Origin of the sequence: Pseudomonas sp. MWU15-20650 (genome assembly GCF_023242475.1) — a bacterium.
In the GTDB taxonomy this organism is placed as follows: Bacteria; Pseudomonadota; Gammaproteobacteria; order Pseudomonadales; family Pseudomonadaceae; genus Aquipseudomonas.
Map to the genome: position 1 here is coordinate 143,370 of NZ_JALJFG010000005.1, position 13,878 is coordinate 157,247.

Genomic DNA, 13,878 nt, shown 5'->3' on the forward strand with positions numbered 1-13,878 from the left:
GCTCCATCAAGCAAAGCTCAAAACAAAAACGCCCCGGGCGAACCGAGGCGTTGTATTACCCAGCAGATTAACGACTGGCGAAGTACATGGTGACTTCGAAACCGATGCGCAGATCAGTGTAAGCAGGTTTGGACCAGGTCATATTCATACTCCTACCGAGGGATGGGACTTTCACTACCGAGTAATACATATAGTCCACCTCCAATTGGAGATGTTCAGATATTGCTAGGGAATATTACTCAATTCTTTCCAAGTTAGCGCTGTCTTGATGGAAAAAGGCTGTTGCAGGGTTGGCAATGATCAGCGCGCCGTTTGCCAGGAATCGCTGATGCGTGGGCCATTGGCTACACAGTGCCAACCGCCTGCCGCGTCGTTCAGTTGCTGGGCCGCGTGCTGCAAGTCCTCGCGTGTGCGGGTTTGAATCAGGTGTTGCAGTTGATCCAGATAATCCGACGGGTGGCCAGACAGCCGGGCGTGCCAGAGCAGGTCGGCCGCTTGGGCGATGGGCAATGCCTGGACCGTGAATTGCTGCGCCAGGGCCTGGCTGCCCAAGTCTGGGCTGCTCTCGATCAGGGACGGCAGTTGTCCCAGGAAGGTTTGCACCTGCTCGACGATGCCGTCCAGAGCCAGGCTGGGCGATTGCACGCCAAACAGCAGGCCGGTTCTTCCGTTGATTTGTCGGATGCCGCTGAACACGGCGTAGCCGATTTGCAGTTCGACTCGCAGGCGCTGGTAGAACGGGCCCTGAAGTACATGCCCGAGCAACCGCCACCTGGCTTCATCGACCAGGGATTGACTCGGCGTCGGGCAAAACAGCAGCAGGGCGGCTTCGCTGGACTCGGTTTTTACCGCGTGCCAGCGCTTCTGGCCGTGGAGGTTTTGAGAGGTGTAGGGCATGTCTGCCGGTTGCCCTGGCAACCGGGCGGCTGTGGCTTTGATCGCGGCTTCACACGCAGCGGGCAGGCCAGCGCCCAGCCCCTGCCAGCGTGCGGTAGCCCATGATGCTTTCGTTTCTTGGGGCTCGAGCTGAATACCGGCACAGCAAACAGGCAACGCCTTGAGCAATGCCCGGATGGCGATCATCGGCGCTGGTGCGGGGGGTGACAGCTGTTCATCCAAGCGGCTCAGGCAACGCGCCAGTTCTTCGAGCACGGCCGGCATGGGTTGGTGAAGGCCGTGAATGTTCACCAGCCAATCATGGGCGATGGCCTCGCAAGACAACTCGACACCCGCTTGATGAGCCTGTTCGCGCAACGGCTGCAATGCACTTTCAAGGCCGACGGGTACGGCGGTGTCAAACCGCCAATGCAGGTACAGGGCGCCTTCGTCGGTATCTTCCCCCAATGCCTGGCTGAAGGTCAGCGCCGATAGCTCCCGTCGACCCCGTGAGCGATCTTGGGCAAAGGTGCGCAAGCCGCGGTGGGCGCTGGTCTGGCCGCGGATCAGACCGGCGCGTTCTTCCTTGGCGGGTGGGCGAAGAAAGGGGTTGCTCGGTGGGAGCTGCCAGGTGAGCCCGGGGGTGGGCAGATGCAGTGAATCGAGCATGGCCTTGAGGGCTGCGGCGCCTTGCTCCGACAGGTCTTCGGCGTCGTTGCGCGCCAAGGCCAGGGCGCCTTGGACCTGCTGCTGACGAGCGTTGAGCAAGGCGAACTCTTCGCGTAATAGCGTCCAATCGCTGTGTGCGAAAAAACTCAGCCAGTCGTACAACAATGCTTCGATCTGCGTCGCCGGTTCATCCAGGCTATCGAGGGTGAAGTCGATATCCAGCACCGCTTGCCCGGCGAAGTGATACAGCACGGACGCCTGCACCTCTGTGGCCAGTTGTCGTGCTTTCAGTTCCGCGAGCAACCCGCCTGGCGCCGAAGCGTTGAGCCAGGTGCAGAGAAATTCCAGCGCTTGGCGAGGGGCCTCACAGGTAATGACCTGATGCAGGTGGTGATTGGCGGCGTGTTGATAGCTGCGTATTTGGCCCTGCATCAAGGCCGGTGGTGCGGCCTGCGGGTGCAGTGGTCCCGGAATCAGTGCGTCGCTGAACTGCTGGGCCAAGGCTTGCAGGTCTGTCAGCGATTGTGGGCCGGCAAGGCTCAAGGTCATCTGCCCGCTTTGATAAAAGTGCCCGTAATACTCCCGCAAGGCGTGCTGAAACGCCTCACGTTCTACCGGCAGGCTGTCGCGATGACCGGCATGGAACCCTCGCAGCGGATGATCAGCGGCCACGCCTTCCAGCAACGCAACGTACTGCTGCGCCTTGGCATCTCGGGACCAGGCCACATACTCCGCGTGCAACACTTCGCGTTCGCGCAGTTGATCGTCGAGTGTCAGGCGTGGGTGGGTCAGCATGTCCGCCAGGCGCGTTAGCCCATGGGCAAAGGCCGCCTCAGGGAGCTCGAAGAAGTAGTCCGTGGTGCGTTCCCGGGTACTGGCGTTGACTTGCCCGCCGTGACGTTGCACGTAGGGCATCAGCCCTTGGTCTGACGGAAAACGCTCGGTACCGAGAAACAACAAGTGCTCAAGAAAATGCGCCAGCCCCGGCCACGCCAATGGCACATCATGACTGCCGGCAGCCACCCGTAAAACGGCGGCGCAACGCTTCAAGCGCGGCGCATGGCGCAGGGAAACCCGCAGGCCGTTGGCCAGGGTCAGGTGAAGGTGGTGAGGGTGAACCGGCGCAGGCATGGGCACTTCCGAAGCGTGGGAAGTGCCTATGCTAGCAAACCCGCTGGATCAGGGCTTGTGCAGTGAACCGTAGAGCTCAGGGCGACGGTCTTGCAGGTAATGATTCGCGGCGCGGGCGTCGAGGATCAATTGACGATCCAGCGTGCCGACGATCAACGCTTCATCCAGGCCGGCCTTGGCGATTCGATGACCGTTAGGTGCAGCAATGCTGCTTTGCCCGCAGTAGTGAATCTCGCCTTCGTGCCCGCAGTAGTTGGCATACGCCACGAAACATTGGTTCTCGAACGCCCTGGCTCGCACGGTGACATCGGCCACAAAGTCGAACGGCACCATGTTAGCGGTGGGTACCAGGATCAGTTCGGCACCGGCCAGGGCCAGGCGACGGGTATTTTCCGGGAACTCCAGGTCGTAGCAGATCAGGAAGCCCAGCTTCCATCCGTTCAGCTCCACCAGCGGGAAATCATCCTCCCCGGCACTGAACATCGAGTGATCCAGGTCGCCAAACAGGTGGGTCTTGCGGTAGTTGCACAAGCGCTGGCCATGGTTGTCGATCAACTGTACGGCGTTGTAGACCTGGCCATCTGCGGCCCGCTCCGGGTAACCGTACAGGATCGCCAGGCCGGTGCTCTGGGCCAATTCGGCAATCGCCTGCGCCGACGGCCCATCCTGTGCCTCGGCCAGGGCGCCCACAGCTTCGGCGCCGATGTTATAGCCGGTAAGGAACATCTCCGGCAGCACCAGTACATCGGCGCCGGACGCTTCATGCGCCAGTTGGTGCAAGCGCTTGAGGTTGCCGGCCACATCCAGCGGGTGGGGCGGGCATTGATACAGGGCGACACGCATGGTCAACTCCTTACTCGGCGAGGGCAATCGGCCCGATTTCATCGAATACATCGCCCGGGCCCGGGTTCTCTGGGTGGGTGCTGCCACCGAAGTGGGTCATGATGCCCCACACCGCGTTGAGCGAGGTTTGCACTGCGCCCTCGACCCAGGCCGGGGTCCAGGAGACGTCGTCACCAGCAATGAAAATCCCACGCTGTTCGGCAGGCATGTCCTTCTGCATGAAGTGTGCATACATCCGCTGGTTGTAGCGATAGTGGCCGGGCAATGCACCTTTGAAGGCCCCGAGGAAATGCGGGTCGGCTTCCCACGAGACGGTGATCGGATCGCCGATGATGCGCGCCTTGATGTCGACTTTCGGGTAGATTTTCTTCAGCGCGTCGAGGGCCAGTTTTACCCGTTTGTCGATAGGCTGCGGCAGCATTTTCAGCGCGTCGCTCATCCATGAGTAAGACAGGCAGATAACCCCGGGCTTGTCGTCGCCGTTGTCGAACAGATAGGTGCCGCGGGTCAAGCGGTCAGTGAGGGTCATGCTCATCAGGTCGCGGCCGGTTTGCGGGTCTTTGTCTTTCCAGAACGGACGGTCGACCATCACGAAGGTTTTCGATGACTGCATGTAGCGCGTGCGGTCCAGGGCCATCCACATTTTCTGTGAGAACAGGGTTTCGTCGCATTCGATCTGGGTGGTCAGCAGCCAGCTTTGGCAGGTGGTCAGTACGGCGGCGTATTCGCGGGTGTCACCGTAGTTATCGGTGACCGCGAAACGACCCTCGGCGGCGTGGGCAATGCGCTTCACGCCAGCGCGTGGCGCGCCTCTATGCAATGAACTGAGGCTGGTACCGGCCGGCCAGTGCGCGCAGCGTTCCGGCACGTGACGCCAAATGCCCATGGGCACCTGCGCCACGCCGCCGACAACCAGGTGCTGATGGTCATCGCAGTTGGTCATCACCACGCGGAAGATTTCCAGCATGGAGTTGGGGAAGTCCGAGTCCCAGCCGCCGGTACCGAAACCGACTTGGCCGAACACTTCGCGGTGCAGGAACGACAACTTGGCGAAAGCTTTGGAGCTGGCGACGAAATCGTAGAAGGTGCGGTCGTCCCACAGCGGTACCAGCTTATTCCACAGCTCTTTGAGGCGGGGGACGTCGCGGTCGCGGATCGCTTGCTGGATATCACCGAACTGCGAGCCGGCTTCCAGGGCATCGGCCCAGGCATCGGCCACTTCCTGGAACAGTACGGGCAAGTCGGAGAGTTTTTGCGCGTAGTGGGTCTGGCCTTCCAGATCGATCACGGTACTGCCGGATGCCGGGGTCAGCGGGTTGGGGAAGGGTTTGGTTTCCAGGCCCAGCTTGTCCACATAGTGGTAGAACGCGGTGGACGACACCGGGAAACGCATGCCGCCCAACTCGGCGATGATGCCCTCGGCGCCTTCAAACGCTTGGGAGCGCAAGCGCCCACCCATTTTCGAGGCTTCATACACCACGGGCTTGAGGCCCAGCTTCATCAGCTCATAGGCCGCGACCAGGCCGGCGATACCCGCACCGACGATCGCCACTTCGGCGCCATGGTGGACGGCGGGGATGCTGCCCAGACCAGCGGGGTGTTCGATCCAGTCATCAAAGGCAAACGGGAAGTCCGGGCCGAAGATGGTGATGGGTTTTTTACCGTCTGCAGGGTGGCGATTGTTTTTGTTAAATGTGTTCATGGCTGACCTGGCTGGCAACTCGGCGGGGTAAGACCCACTGAGTATAGGAAAAGATGGCAGCCAGTTTAGGGAGCATGGTGCTCGTTAATAAGACGCAAAGTGTCGTCGAATTGAATTGTTTTTAGTCAAAGTGACGAGCTGCGTGGTCAGATTGGTTGGCCGCGGTCCAGCTTGTTGCTGAGAATGATCGACGTGGTGGTTTTTTCCACGCCATCGACACTGCCGATCTGGTCCAGCAGTTGGTCCAGCTGTTCCGGCGAATCGGTGCGTAGCCAGGCGACGTAATCGAACTCACCGCTGACGGCACAGAGCTGTTGTACCTGGGCCATGGCACTCAGCCTGCGCAGCACTTCCTTGCCCGAACGCGGTTGTACCTTGATGCCCACATAAGCCTGCAAACCACCCCCCGCGACGCGTTGACCCAAGCGTACGCCATAACCGGTGATCACTTGGGTTTTCTCCAGGCGTGCCAGGCGCGACGTCACCGTGGTACGTGCGATGCCTAGCTGCCGAGCCAGCATCGCCACGCTTTCGCGGGCATTGATCTGCAGGGCAGCGATCAGTTGGCGATCGATTTCATCTAGGGCGGGCAAGGGGAGCTCCAGTGCGGATGGCAGTGGGCAAGCATGTTACAGGCTTGGTCCTGCGGACAAAACCGCTACGCCAGACACGCAAAAGCCGCGCAATGCGCGGCTTTCTTGTTTGGTGGGCCCAGCAGGACTCGAACCTGCGACCAAGAGATCATGAGTTGCTGGGCGAGCTGATATGCCTAGAGAAATCGTTCGTAGGTGAACGTAGGTTGGCATAGCGGGAGGCCCCGTAGTACGTGGTGTTAAGCGTGATTTTGAGAGAGTTACGCAAGCTGAGTACTGTACTGTGGTTGTACTGATTTTGAAGCCTTTGAGGCTCGCTCAACTATGCAGTCACCCGAAACCAAGGGGAAGCAGCTGGACTGATCGATCCCGATGCTCCGGCTCTTAAGCCGGAGCATTCCCCTGAGGCCAACCGTGTCCCTTGGCAGACGTAAGCACATGTTCAATGAAGCGCGCGGTTCACGGAGTGCTGGAGGGCACCACCTGTGGCATATGTGCATACCCCGCTGCTGCCACGAACTGCGGAAGTCGCCACAACTGACCGTTCGCGCCCCACGTCCCATCCTCTACGTCGCTGACGATGATGGAGGTCACCAGCCGCTGTGCTTCAGGTACCGGCGCGATGTCCACGATCGCCTGATGCACTGCTGCGGCATAACGCGCACGATGCGCGTCATCCAGCACACCGGCTGGGGCCAGGATCTGCACCAGGCATGGTACAAACTGGCTGAAGTCGTCGCTGCCGCCACAGCGCCACAGGCCCGCCGGAATCTCCTCGGCGATGACCCAGCATAGACGGCGCTGACGCGGGTCCGGTCCCAGCCCACTGCACTGTGTGGCTGCCGCGTCGACGGCGGTGAGCATCCGTTCACGCTGCTGCGCACTCAGTGCGCCGGCAGGGGTCTTGATGAAAATAGTCGGCATTGATCACAGCTCCTGTGGGAAAGAACCTCCATTAAAGAGCACGACCACCGCGAGCAACAGTGGCCGATTTGCCGTAAATCATGCACTATCAGCCAATGTACGATTTTACTCTGGTGGTGCCCCAAGGCGCCTTCGCTTCTAGCGTCACCCTGACCCTGGATCTACTGGCCACCGCCGCCAAGCTTGCGTCCCGGGTAGGTGTGGTCGCGCCACGCTGGCGCGTGTGTGGCATTAGCGCCGGTACCCTAGAGTTGGCCGGCGGCCTGCAACTACAGGTCGCAAACCTGCCCCTCCAAACGAACAAGCACGACTGCTGGATCCTGCCTGGGCTGGATGTAGACGACGCCGCGCAACTTAGAGTACGCATGGCCCAACCGGACGTTGCACCACTGGCTGCAGCCCTGCGTCGTCACGCCGAGGCTGGCGGCAAGATTGCTGCTTCGTGCTCGTCCGTGTTCTTGCTCAACGCCGCCGGACTGCTGAATGGGCGCTGCGTCACCACCACCTGGTGGCTGGCATCCGCGTTGCGTCACGCGGCTCCTCAGGCACGCGTGGAACCGGACCGCATGGTGCACGCCGATGGTCCGCTGATCACCGCAGGCGCAGCGCTGGCCCACGTGGACCTGCTGCTGTATGTACTGCGCCAGAGCTTCGGTGAGCGGCTGGCCGCGATGATCGGTCAGGCACTCCTGGTGGAGCGTCGACGCCTGCAGTCGCCCTATATGTCCCCGACGATGATGGCGCCCGAGAACGGTCTGATTGCCCAACTGACCGCGCATATTGCGCAGACAATTCCAGCGCCGGTGACAGTGGGCGCGCTGGCTCTCAAGGCGAACGTATCCACGCGCACGCTCAACCGGCAAGTCACCAAAGTGCTAGGCTACGGGCCGCAGCACCTGATCCAGTCGGTGCGATTGAACAAGGCGCGGGTGCTATTGGAAGGTAGCGGACTTTCGGTAGAGGAAGTGGCTGCCGAGGTGGGTTTAGGCGATGCGGCGACCCTACGACGGTTGCTGCGCAGGTGGCTGAATGTGATGCCGAGTCAGATTCGTGGGGAGGGGATTGCCGTTGGCAGTTCCAGGCCTTTGTCGCGTCAGTGAACAGCCGAGGAGATCCTGGAAACCAGTCTCGCAGTCATAGACAAGCAGCCCTGGCCGACCAGCAGTCGTAGCTGGAAGAAGCCGAACACTGAGAGGGAGCAGAGAACCAGCACTGTACCTAATTTGTCCCCTTGGACCATAGGACTGTATCTGCGGTGGTCCATCCAGATACACGAAAGCCGCGCAGTGCGCGGCTTTGAGTGTGGTGGGCCCAGTAGGACTCGAACCTACGACCAAGGGATTATGAGTCCCCTGCTCTAACCAACTGAGCTATAGGCCCTCAGTAGGTCGCGGATTATAGCGATGGTTTCTCCGCTGTGCTATCCGAAAAATCCTCCAGACGCGTATGAAGGAAGGTTGCGGCAAAAAGCTCCGGCGGCAGCGGCAGGCTGACGATGTAGCCTTGCATCTGCTCACACCCTTCGGCGGCGAGGAATGCTTGCTGTGCCGCGTTCTCCACGCCTTCGGCGATGATAGTGAACTGCATGCTGTGGCCGAGGGCGATGATCGCGCGCACGATCGCTGCATCGTGGGGGTCGTCGGGCAGGCCACGGACGAAGGACTGGTCGATTTTGAGGAAGTCCAGCGGCAGGCGCTTGAGGTAGCTGAGGGACGAATAGCCGGTGCCGAAATCGTCGATCGCCAGTTGTACACCGAGTTGCTTGAGTTGGTGCAGCACCTCCAGCGCCTCTTCGGCCTGGCTCATGATGAAGTTCTCGGTGATCTCCAGTTGCAGGCAGCCGGGGTCGAGACGGTAATCGCGCAGCAGTTGTTCGATGCGTGACAGCAGGTTGGGATGGCGCAATTGCGCACCAGCGAGATTGACCGACAGGGGGCCGAAATCATCGAAAGCGCCTTGCCAGGTGTGCATCTGCCGGCAAGCCCGTTCCAGTACCCAGTCACCAATCTGCAGAATCATGCCGTTCTCTTCGGCCAGGGCGATGAAGTGTTCGGGGGGCACTTCGCCAAAGGTCGGGTGGTGCCAGCGGATCAAGGCTTCTGCACCGATCAGTTGTTGGGTCACCAAGCTTCGCTTGGGTTGGTAATACAGGCTCAATTCATCACGTTCGATGGCGCGCCGCAACTCGTGCTCCAGCGCCACGCGTTCGTTGGCCTGGGCCGTCAGATCGCGGGTATAGCTTTCGACCCGGTTGCGCCCCTTGGCTTTGGAGCGGTACATCGCGGCGTCGGCATTTTTGACCAGCGTGGCAACGTCGTTGCCGTCCTGTGGGTAGAGGCTGGTGCCGATGCTGGCGCTGATAAAGAACTCGTGTTCACCGGCTTGGAACGGTGGGGTGAAACAGTCGAGCAGTTTATTGGCCAGGTATTGGGCATCGCTGGCGTGTTGCAGGCCGGGCAGCAGGATGATGAATTCATCACCGCCCAGGCGGGCCACGGTGTCGACGTCACGCAGTTGTTCCTTGAGGCGCACGGCGATGTCTTTGAGCAACAGGTCGCCGATCGGGTGGCCGAGGCTGTCATTGATGTGTTTGAAGCGGTCCAGGTCGAGAAACAACACCGCGCCCTGTTTGCCGCTTTCTTGTTGGCCGTTGAGGGCCGCCTGCAGTCGGCTTTCAAACAGGGTACGGTTGGGCAGGCCGGTCAACGGGTCGTGATGCGCCTGATAGTCGAGGCGTGCCTGGGCCAGCTTGAGGCTGGAGATGTCGGCAAACACAGCCACGAAGTGTGTGATCAATTGGTCATGATTGCGTACGGCGCTGATGGTTAGCCAACTGGGGTAAAGCTCGCCGTTTTTGCGGCGGTTGGAAATCTCGCCCTGCCAGTGACCGTGGGCCGTCAATTGGTGCCACATCGCGGCGTAGAACGCGCTGTCATGCAGGCCAGAGGCAAGCAGACGCGGGGTATGGCCCAGCGCTTCGGCCTCGCTGTAGCCGGTAATCTCACTGAAGGCGCGGTTGACGGCGCTAATGTTCTGCCGAATATCAGTGATCAATACACCTTCGGCGGTGCTTTCGAATACGGTGGCAGCCTGTTGCAGTTTTTCCTGCATTAACTGGCGTTCGGTGATATCTCGGGCGATGGTCAGCATGCAGTTTTCTTCGCCGATGGGCAGCGGGCGGCTGGACACTTCGCACAGACGAATCTGGCCATCGGCACGGCGTATATGGCAGACGAAATCACGGACAAAACCGTCGCGCTGCATCAACTCCAGCAGGTGCTTGCGTTCGTTGAGATCGACCCAGATGCCGAGGTCGAGGGTTGATTGGTCAAGCGATATTGCGCTGGTGAAGCCGGTCAGGCGGGTGAAGCCTTCGTTCACCTCGATCAGTAGACCATCACTTTGGCGACTCAGCAGCAAGCCGTCGGGGGAGGCATGGAACGCCTTGGCAAACTTCTCTTCAGAGGTTTGCAGCCGCTGCTGGGTTTCTTTGAGTTGGGTGATATCCCGCACGACCACCACCAAGGCTTCGGTGGTATCGAGTTGGAACGGCTCAGCTGAGATAAGCCCGATAAACGCTTGGCCATTGCTGCGCAGAAAGGGCATCTCCAGGTTGCGGACGCTCGTGGTCTGTATGCGTTGCAGCAAATCCGGACCGACGCCTTGAATGCCCCAGATATTCAGCTCGGTGGCCGTTTTGCCAACCACCTCGTCGGCTCGGAGGCCAATCTGGTCCTCAAATGCCTTGTTGACTTCAAGCAGGCAGCCATCGGACATGCGGGCAATCACCAGGATGTCCGGGCATTGCTGGAACACTGAAGCAAACTTTTGTTCGGAAAGTTGCAGTGCTTCTTCAGTGCGTTTGGCTTCGCTGATGTCGATCATCAAGCCGCGCAGCACCGGCTCATGGCCGTGTTCGATCAGGCTGACAATGTCGCGTACCCACAGGCAGCGGCCGTCAGCCGTGATAACCCGGTAGTCGAGGCTGTGATCGCGGTTGGCACGGGTTTCCCGGTAGCAAAAAGCTTCGGCGCGTGTCAGGTCGGCGGGGTGGATGATGTTTCGCCAGAAGCCCGGAATCAGCCAATGGGCACGGGGATAGCCGAGTAACTCTTCGGCGTGGGGCGATACATAGCTATAGGTGAAATCGCTGATGCTGGCTTCCCAGGCGATGGCGGATAGGCTCTCCACCAAGCCGCGATAGTGGTACTCACTGCTACGCAGTTCTTGCTCAAGGGCGACTCGGCGCGAGATTTCTGAACTGAGCCGGCGATTGATCCGAATCACAATGGCCAGCACGGTGCTCAGCAGTAACACCGCTGGCAGGCCGTACTTCAGTAGGTCTACCCAGAACGTACGGTGATCGGTGAGGCTGCCGACCCAGTGTTGCTGGATGGCATCGGTTTCGTCCGGGCTGAGGTCAGCGATGACTTTGTCCAGGATGCCCACCAGCATCTTTTCGTCCCGTGGTACGCCCATTGCCAACTGATAGCGGTAGGGCGTTTCGCCGCTGACGTATAACCCATCGAGCTTGAGTTGGCGCAGGCTCCAGACGCTGGAGGCCAGGTCCCCGACGACCGCATCGACTTCATCGGTGGCCAGGGCTTGTAGTGTCGAACTGACGTTGGGCATCGCCACAAGATTGAGATCTGGATGGTGGGTACGCAGCAACTCATGGGGCGCGTAATTTTCCACCACAGCAATTTTCAACCCGTACAAGTCCTGGAGGTTGCGCGGTTTCGCGCCACCTTCGTGGGCAAGTATGACGATGGGAAAGTCGAGATAGGGGCGTGTGAAGGCGAGGAAACCCTGGCGCTCCGGTGTGGACATGATGCCGGGTAGCAGGTCGAGTTGGTTAGTTTTGGCCTGTTCGAGCACGGCGGTCCAGTTGGCCGGCTCGATCAGCTTGATCTTGACGCCCAGGCGGTCCTGGATCAGGCGTACATAATCGGCTGCCAGGCCCTGGTAACGGCCATTTTCATCACGGTATTCGAAGGGTGGCCAAGAGGCGTCCACCCCCAGGCGCAGCTCCTGATGGTCCGCCAGCCAGCTACGCTCATCATCAGTAAGAGTCAACGCGCCAGCCGTTGCGGTCCAGGTCAGCAGCGACAGCAGTATCACGGTCGGCAATCTGGGCATAACGGTCTCGTTATGGCACGGGGAATGTCTCGAGTGTAGACGGGCATTGCGGGGGAGGGAGATTGCGGGGCAGTTAATCTATAGAAAGTGATCTACGGAAAGCAAAACCCCCGGCCTGGGCCGGGGGTTCTGGTATCACTCGTCGAGGAAGGAGCGCAGATGCTCGCTTCGCGTCGGGTGGCGCAACTTGCGCAGCGCCTTGGCTTCGATCTGACGGATCCGCTCACGGGTCACGTCAAACTGCTTACCAACTTCCTCAAGGGTATGGTCGGTATTCATGTCGATGCCGAAACGCATGCGCAGTACCTTGGCTTCACGGGCAGTGAGGCCGGACAGTACGTCGCGAGTCGCTTCTTTAAGGCTCTCAACGGTGGCGACATCGATTGGCGACTGCATGGTCGAGTCTTCGATGAAGTCACCCAGATGGGAGTCTTCGTCATCACCAATCGGCGTTTCCATGGAGATCGGCTCTTTAGCGATCTTCAATACCTTGCGGATTTTATCCTCAGGCATTTCCATGCGTTCGCCCAGCTCTTCCGGGGTCGGTTCGCGACCCATTTCCTGCAACATCTGCCGGGAAATACGGTTGAGCTTGTTGATGGTCTCGATCATGTGCACCGGAATACGGATGGTGCGGGCCTGGTCGGCGATCGAGCGAGTGATCGCTTGGCGGATCCACCAGGTGGCATAAGTCGAGAACTTGTAGCCGCGACGGTATTCGAACTTGTCCACAGCCTTCATCAAACCGATGTTGCCTTCCTGGATCAAGTCAAGGAATTGCAGGCCACGGTTGGTGTACTTCTTGGCGATGGAGATCACCAGACGCAAGTTCGCTTCAACCATCTCTTTCTTCGCACGGCGGGCCTTGGCCTCACCGATCGACATGCGACGGTTGATGTCCTTGATTTCGGCAATCGTCAGGCCGGTTTCGGTCTCAAGCGCAGTCAGCTTCTGCTGGCAACGAATGATATCGGGCTGCAGGCGACCAATGGCTTCAGCGTATTTCGCCTTGCCTTTGGCCAGTGCATCACTCCAGCTTTCGTCAACTTCGTTGCCCGGGAACTGGCGCAGGAAGTCGGCACGCGGCATGCGCGCATCACGCACACACAGCTGCATGATTGCACGCTCTTGGGCGCGCAGACGCTCAAGGGCACTGCGAACGCGTTCAACCAGGCCTTCGAATTGCTTCGGCACCAGCTTGATCGGCATGAACAGCTCGGCCAGGGCAACCAGTTCGGCAATGGTCTGCTTGTTGGTGCGACCGTGCTTCTTCAGGGCCTTGCGGGTGATTTCCATTTGATCGGAAACCGCACCGAAACGCTGGGCTGCGATGATCGGGTCGGGACCGCTTTCGACTTCATCTTCGTCATCGCCGCTGGCTTCAGCGTCGTCGTCTTCGGAATCGTCGTCGGCTTTCGCGGCTTTCGCATCGACTGGCGGCGGTACTTCGGCAGCAGGGGGCGCAATGCCGTCGTCCGGGTCGATATAACCGCTCAGAACGTCGGACAGGCGACCACCTTCGGTGGTAACGCGGGTGTACTCGGAGAGAATGTGGTCAACCGTGCCTGGGAAGTGCGCAATAGCGCCCATCACTTCACGGATACCCTCTTCGATACGCTTGGCGATTTCGATTTCGCCTTCACGTGTCAGCAGCTCGACGGTACCCATTTCACGCATATACATGCGCACAGGGTCGGTGGTACGACCGATATCGGTCTCCACAGCAGCCAGCGCGGCAGCAGCTTCTTCAGCGGCGGCCTCGTCGGTATCGGCGTCCGCCAGCATAAGGGAATCCTTATCTGGCGCAGCTTCGAATACGTTGATCCCCATGTCGTTAATCATGCGGATGATGTCTTCCACCTGCTCTGGATCTGAAATATCCTCAGGCAGGTGGTCGTTGACCTCCGCGTAAGTCAGGTAACCCTGCTCACGACCGAGAACGATCAACTCTTTGATACGAGACTGCTGTTGCGCTTTTCCGGACATAACACCCTATCCACT

General features: G+C 59.8%; 9 protein-coding genes and 1 tRNA gene. 1 reads left to right on the forward strand and 9 read right to left on the reverse strand.

Annotation, left to right across the window (positions count from 1 at the left end; all coding sequences use genetic code 11):
* Positions 1 to 67 precede the first annotated feature (67 nt).
* From pqqA to M5B43_RS07330, 6 genes are all read right to left on the reverse strand, one after another.
* A complete protein-coding gene (pqqA, locus tag M5B43_RS07305) occupies positions 68 to 142 on the reverse strand; it encodes a pyrroloquinoline quinone precursor peptide PqqA (protein ID WP_003194766.1) in 75 nt (24 codons plus the stop codon).
* A gap of 158 nt (positions 143 to 300) precedes the next feature.
* Positions 301 to 2,676, reverse strand: a complete 2,376-nt coding sequence (gene pqqF, locus M5B43_RS07310) for a pyrroloquinoline quinone biosynthesis protein PqqF (RefSeq protein ID WP_248749463.1) — start codon at positions 2,674 to 2,676, stop codon at positions 301 to 303.
* A gap of 48 nt (positions 2,677 to 2,724) precedes the next feature.
* Positions 2,725 to 3,519, reverse strand: a complete 795-nt coding sequence (locus tag M5B43_RS07315; RefSeq protein ID WP_248749464.1) for a carbon-nitrogen hydrolase family protein — start codon at positions 3,517 to 3,519, stop codon at positions 2,725 to 2,727.
* 10 nt (positions 3,520 to 3,529) lie between these two features.
* The gene (locus M5B43_RS07320) at positions 3,530 to 5,221 is read right to left on the reverse strand and encodes an NAD(P)/FAD-dependent oxidoreductase (RefSeq protein WP_248749465.1); all 1,692 of its coding nucleotides are present in this window, start codon (positions 5,219 to 5,221) and stop codon (positions 3,530 to 3,532) included.
* Positions 5,222 to 5,367: 146 nt separating this feature from the next.
* The gene (locus M5B43_RS07325; RefSeq protein ID WP_248749466.1) at positions 5,368 to 5,814 is read right to left on the reverse strand and encodes an Lrp/AsnC family transcriptional regulator; all 447 of its coding nucleotides are present in this window, start codon (positions 5,812 to 5,814) and stop codon (positions 5,368 to 5,370) included.
* 459 nt (positions 5,815 to 6,273) lie between these two features.
* Positions 6,274 to 6,738 carry a tautomerase gene (locus tag M5B43_RS07330; RefSeq protein ID WP_248749467.1) on the reverse strand — a complete coding sequence of 155 codons (465 nt, stop codon included), beginning with the start codon at positions 6,736 to 6,738 and terminating at the stop codon, positions 6,274 to 6,276.
* 95 nt (positions 6,739 to 6,833) lie between these two features.
* On the opposite strand from M5B43_RS07330, the gene M5B43_RS07335 reads away from it, so the two are divergent.
* A complete protein-coding gene (locus M5B43_RS07335; protein ID WP_248749468.1) occupies positions 6,834 to 7,838 on the forward strand; it encodes a helix-turn-helix domain-containing protein in 1,005 nt (334 codons plus the stop codon).
* A 203-nt stretch (positions 7,839 to 8,041) separates the two neighbouring features.
* On the opposite strand, the gene M5B43_RS07340 is transcribed toward M5B43_RS07335, so the two are convergent.
* The 3 genes from M5B43_RS07340 to rpoD form a co-directional block, all read right to left on the reverse strand.
* A tRNA-Ile gene (locus M5B43_RS07340) sits at positions 8,042 to 8,118 on the reverse strand.
* Between the two features lie 15 nt (positions 8,119 to 8,133).
* Positions 8,134 to 11,877 (reverse strand): EAL domain-containing protein, encoded by a 3,744-nt coding sequence (locus M5B43_RS07345; RefSeq protein ID WP_248749469.1) that lies wholly within the window; start codon positions 11,875 to 11,877, stop codon positions 8,134 to 8,136.
* A gap of 135 nt (positions 11,878 to 12,012) precedes the next feature.
* Positions 12,013 to 13,863 (reverse strand): RNA polymerase sigma factor RpoD, encoded by a 1,851-nt coding sequence (gene rpoD, locus M5B43_RS07350; RefSeq protein WP_248749470.1) that lies wholly within the window; start codon positions 13,861 to 13,863, stop codon positions 12,013 to 12,015.
* Between the last annotated feature and the right edge of the window lie 15 nt (positions 13,864 to 13,878).

Bases quoted from the DNA above. Each gene is read 5' to 3' on its own strand.
- pqqF (WP_248749463.1), bottom strand. From the start codon at position 2,676: ATGCCTGCGCCGGTTCACCCTCACCACCTTCACCTGACCCTGGCCAAC.
- M5B43_RS07315 (WP_248749464.1), bottom strand. From the start codon at position 3,519: ATGCGTGTCGCCCTGTATCAATGCCCGCCCCACCCGCTGGATGTGGCC.
- M5B43_RS07320 (WP_248749465.1), bottom strand. From the start codon at position 5,221: ATGAACACATTTAACAAAAACAATCGCCACCCTGCAGACGGTAAAAAA.
- M5B43_RS07330 (WP_248749467.1), bottom strand. From the start codon at position 6,738: ATGCCGACTATTTTCATCAAGACCCCTGCCGGCGCACTGAGTGCGCAG.
- M5B43_RS07335 (WP_248749468.1), top strand. From the start codon at position 6,834: ATGTACGATTTTACTCTGGTGGTGCCCCAAGGCGCCTTCGCTTCTAGC.
- M5B43_RS07345 (WP_248749469.1), bottom strand. From the start codon at position 11,877: ATGCCCAGATTGCCGACCGTGATACTGCTGTCGCTGCTGACCTGGACC.
- rpoD (WP_248749470.1), bottom strand. From the start codon at position 13,863: ATGTCCGGAAAAGCGCAACAGCAGTCTCGTATCAAAGAGTTGATCGTT.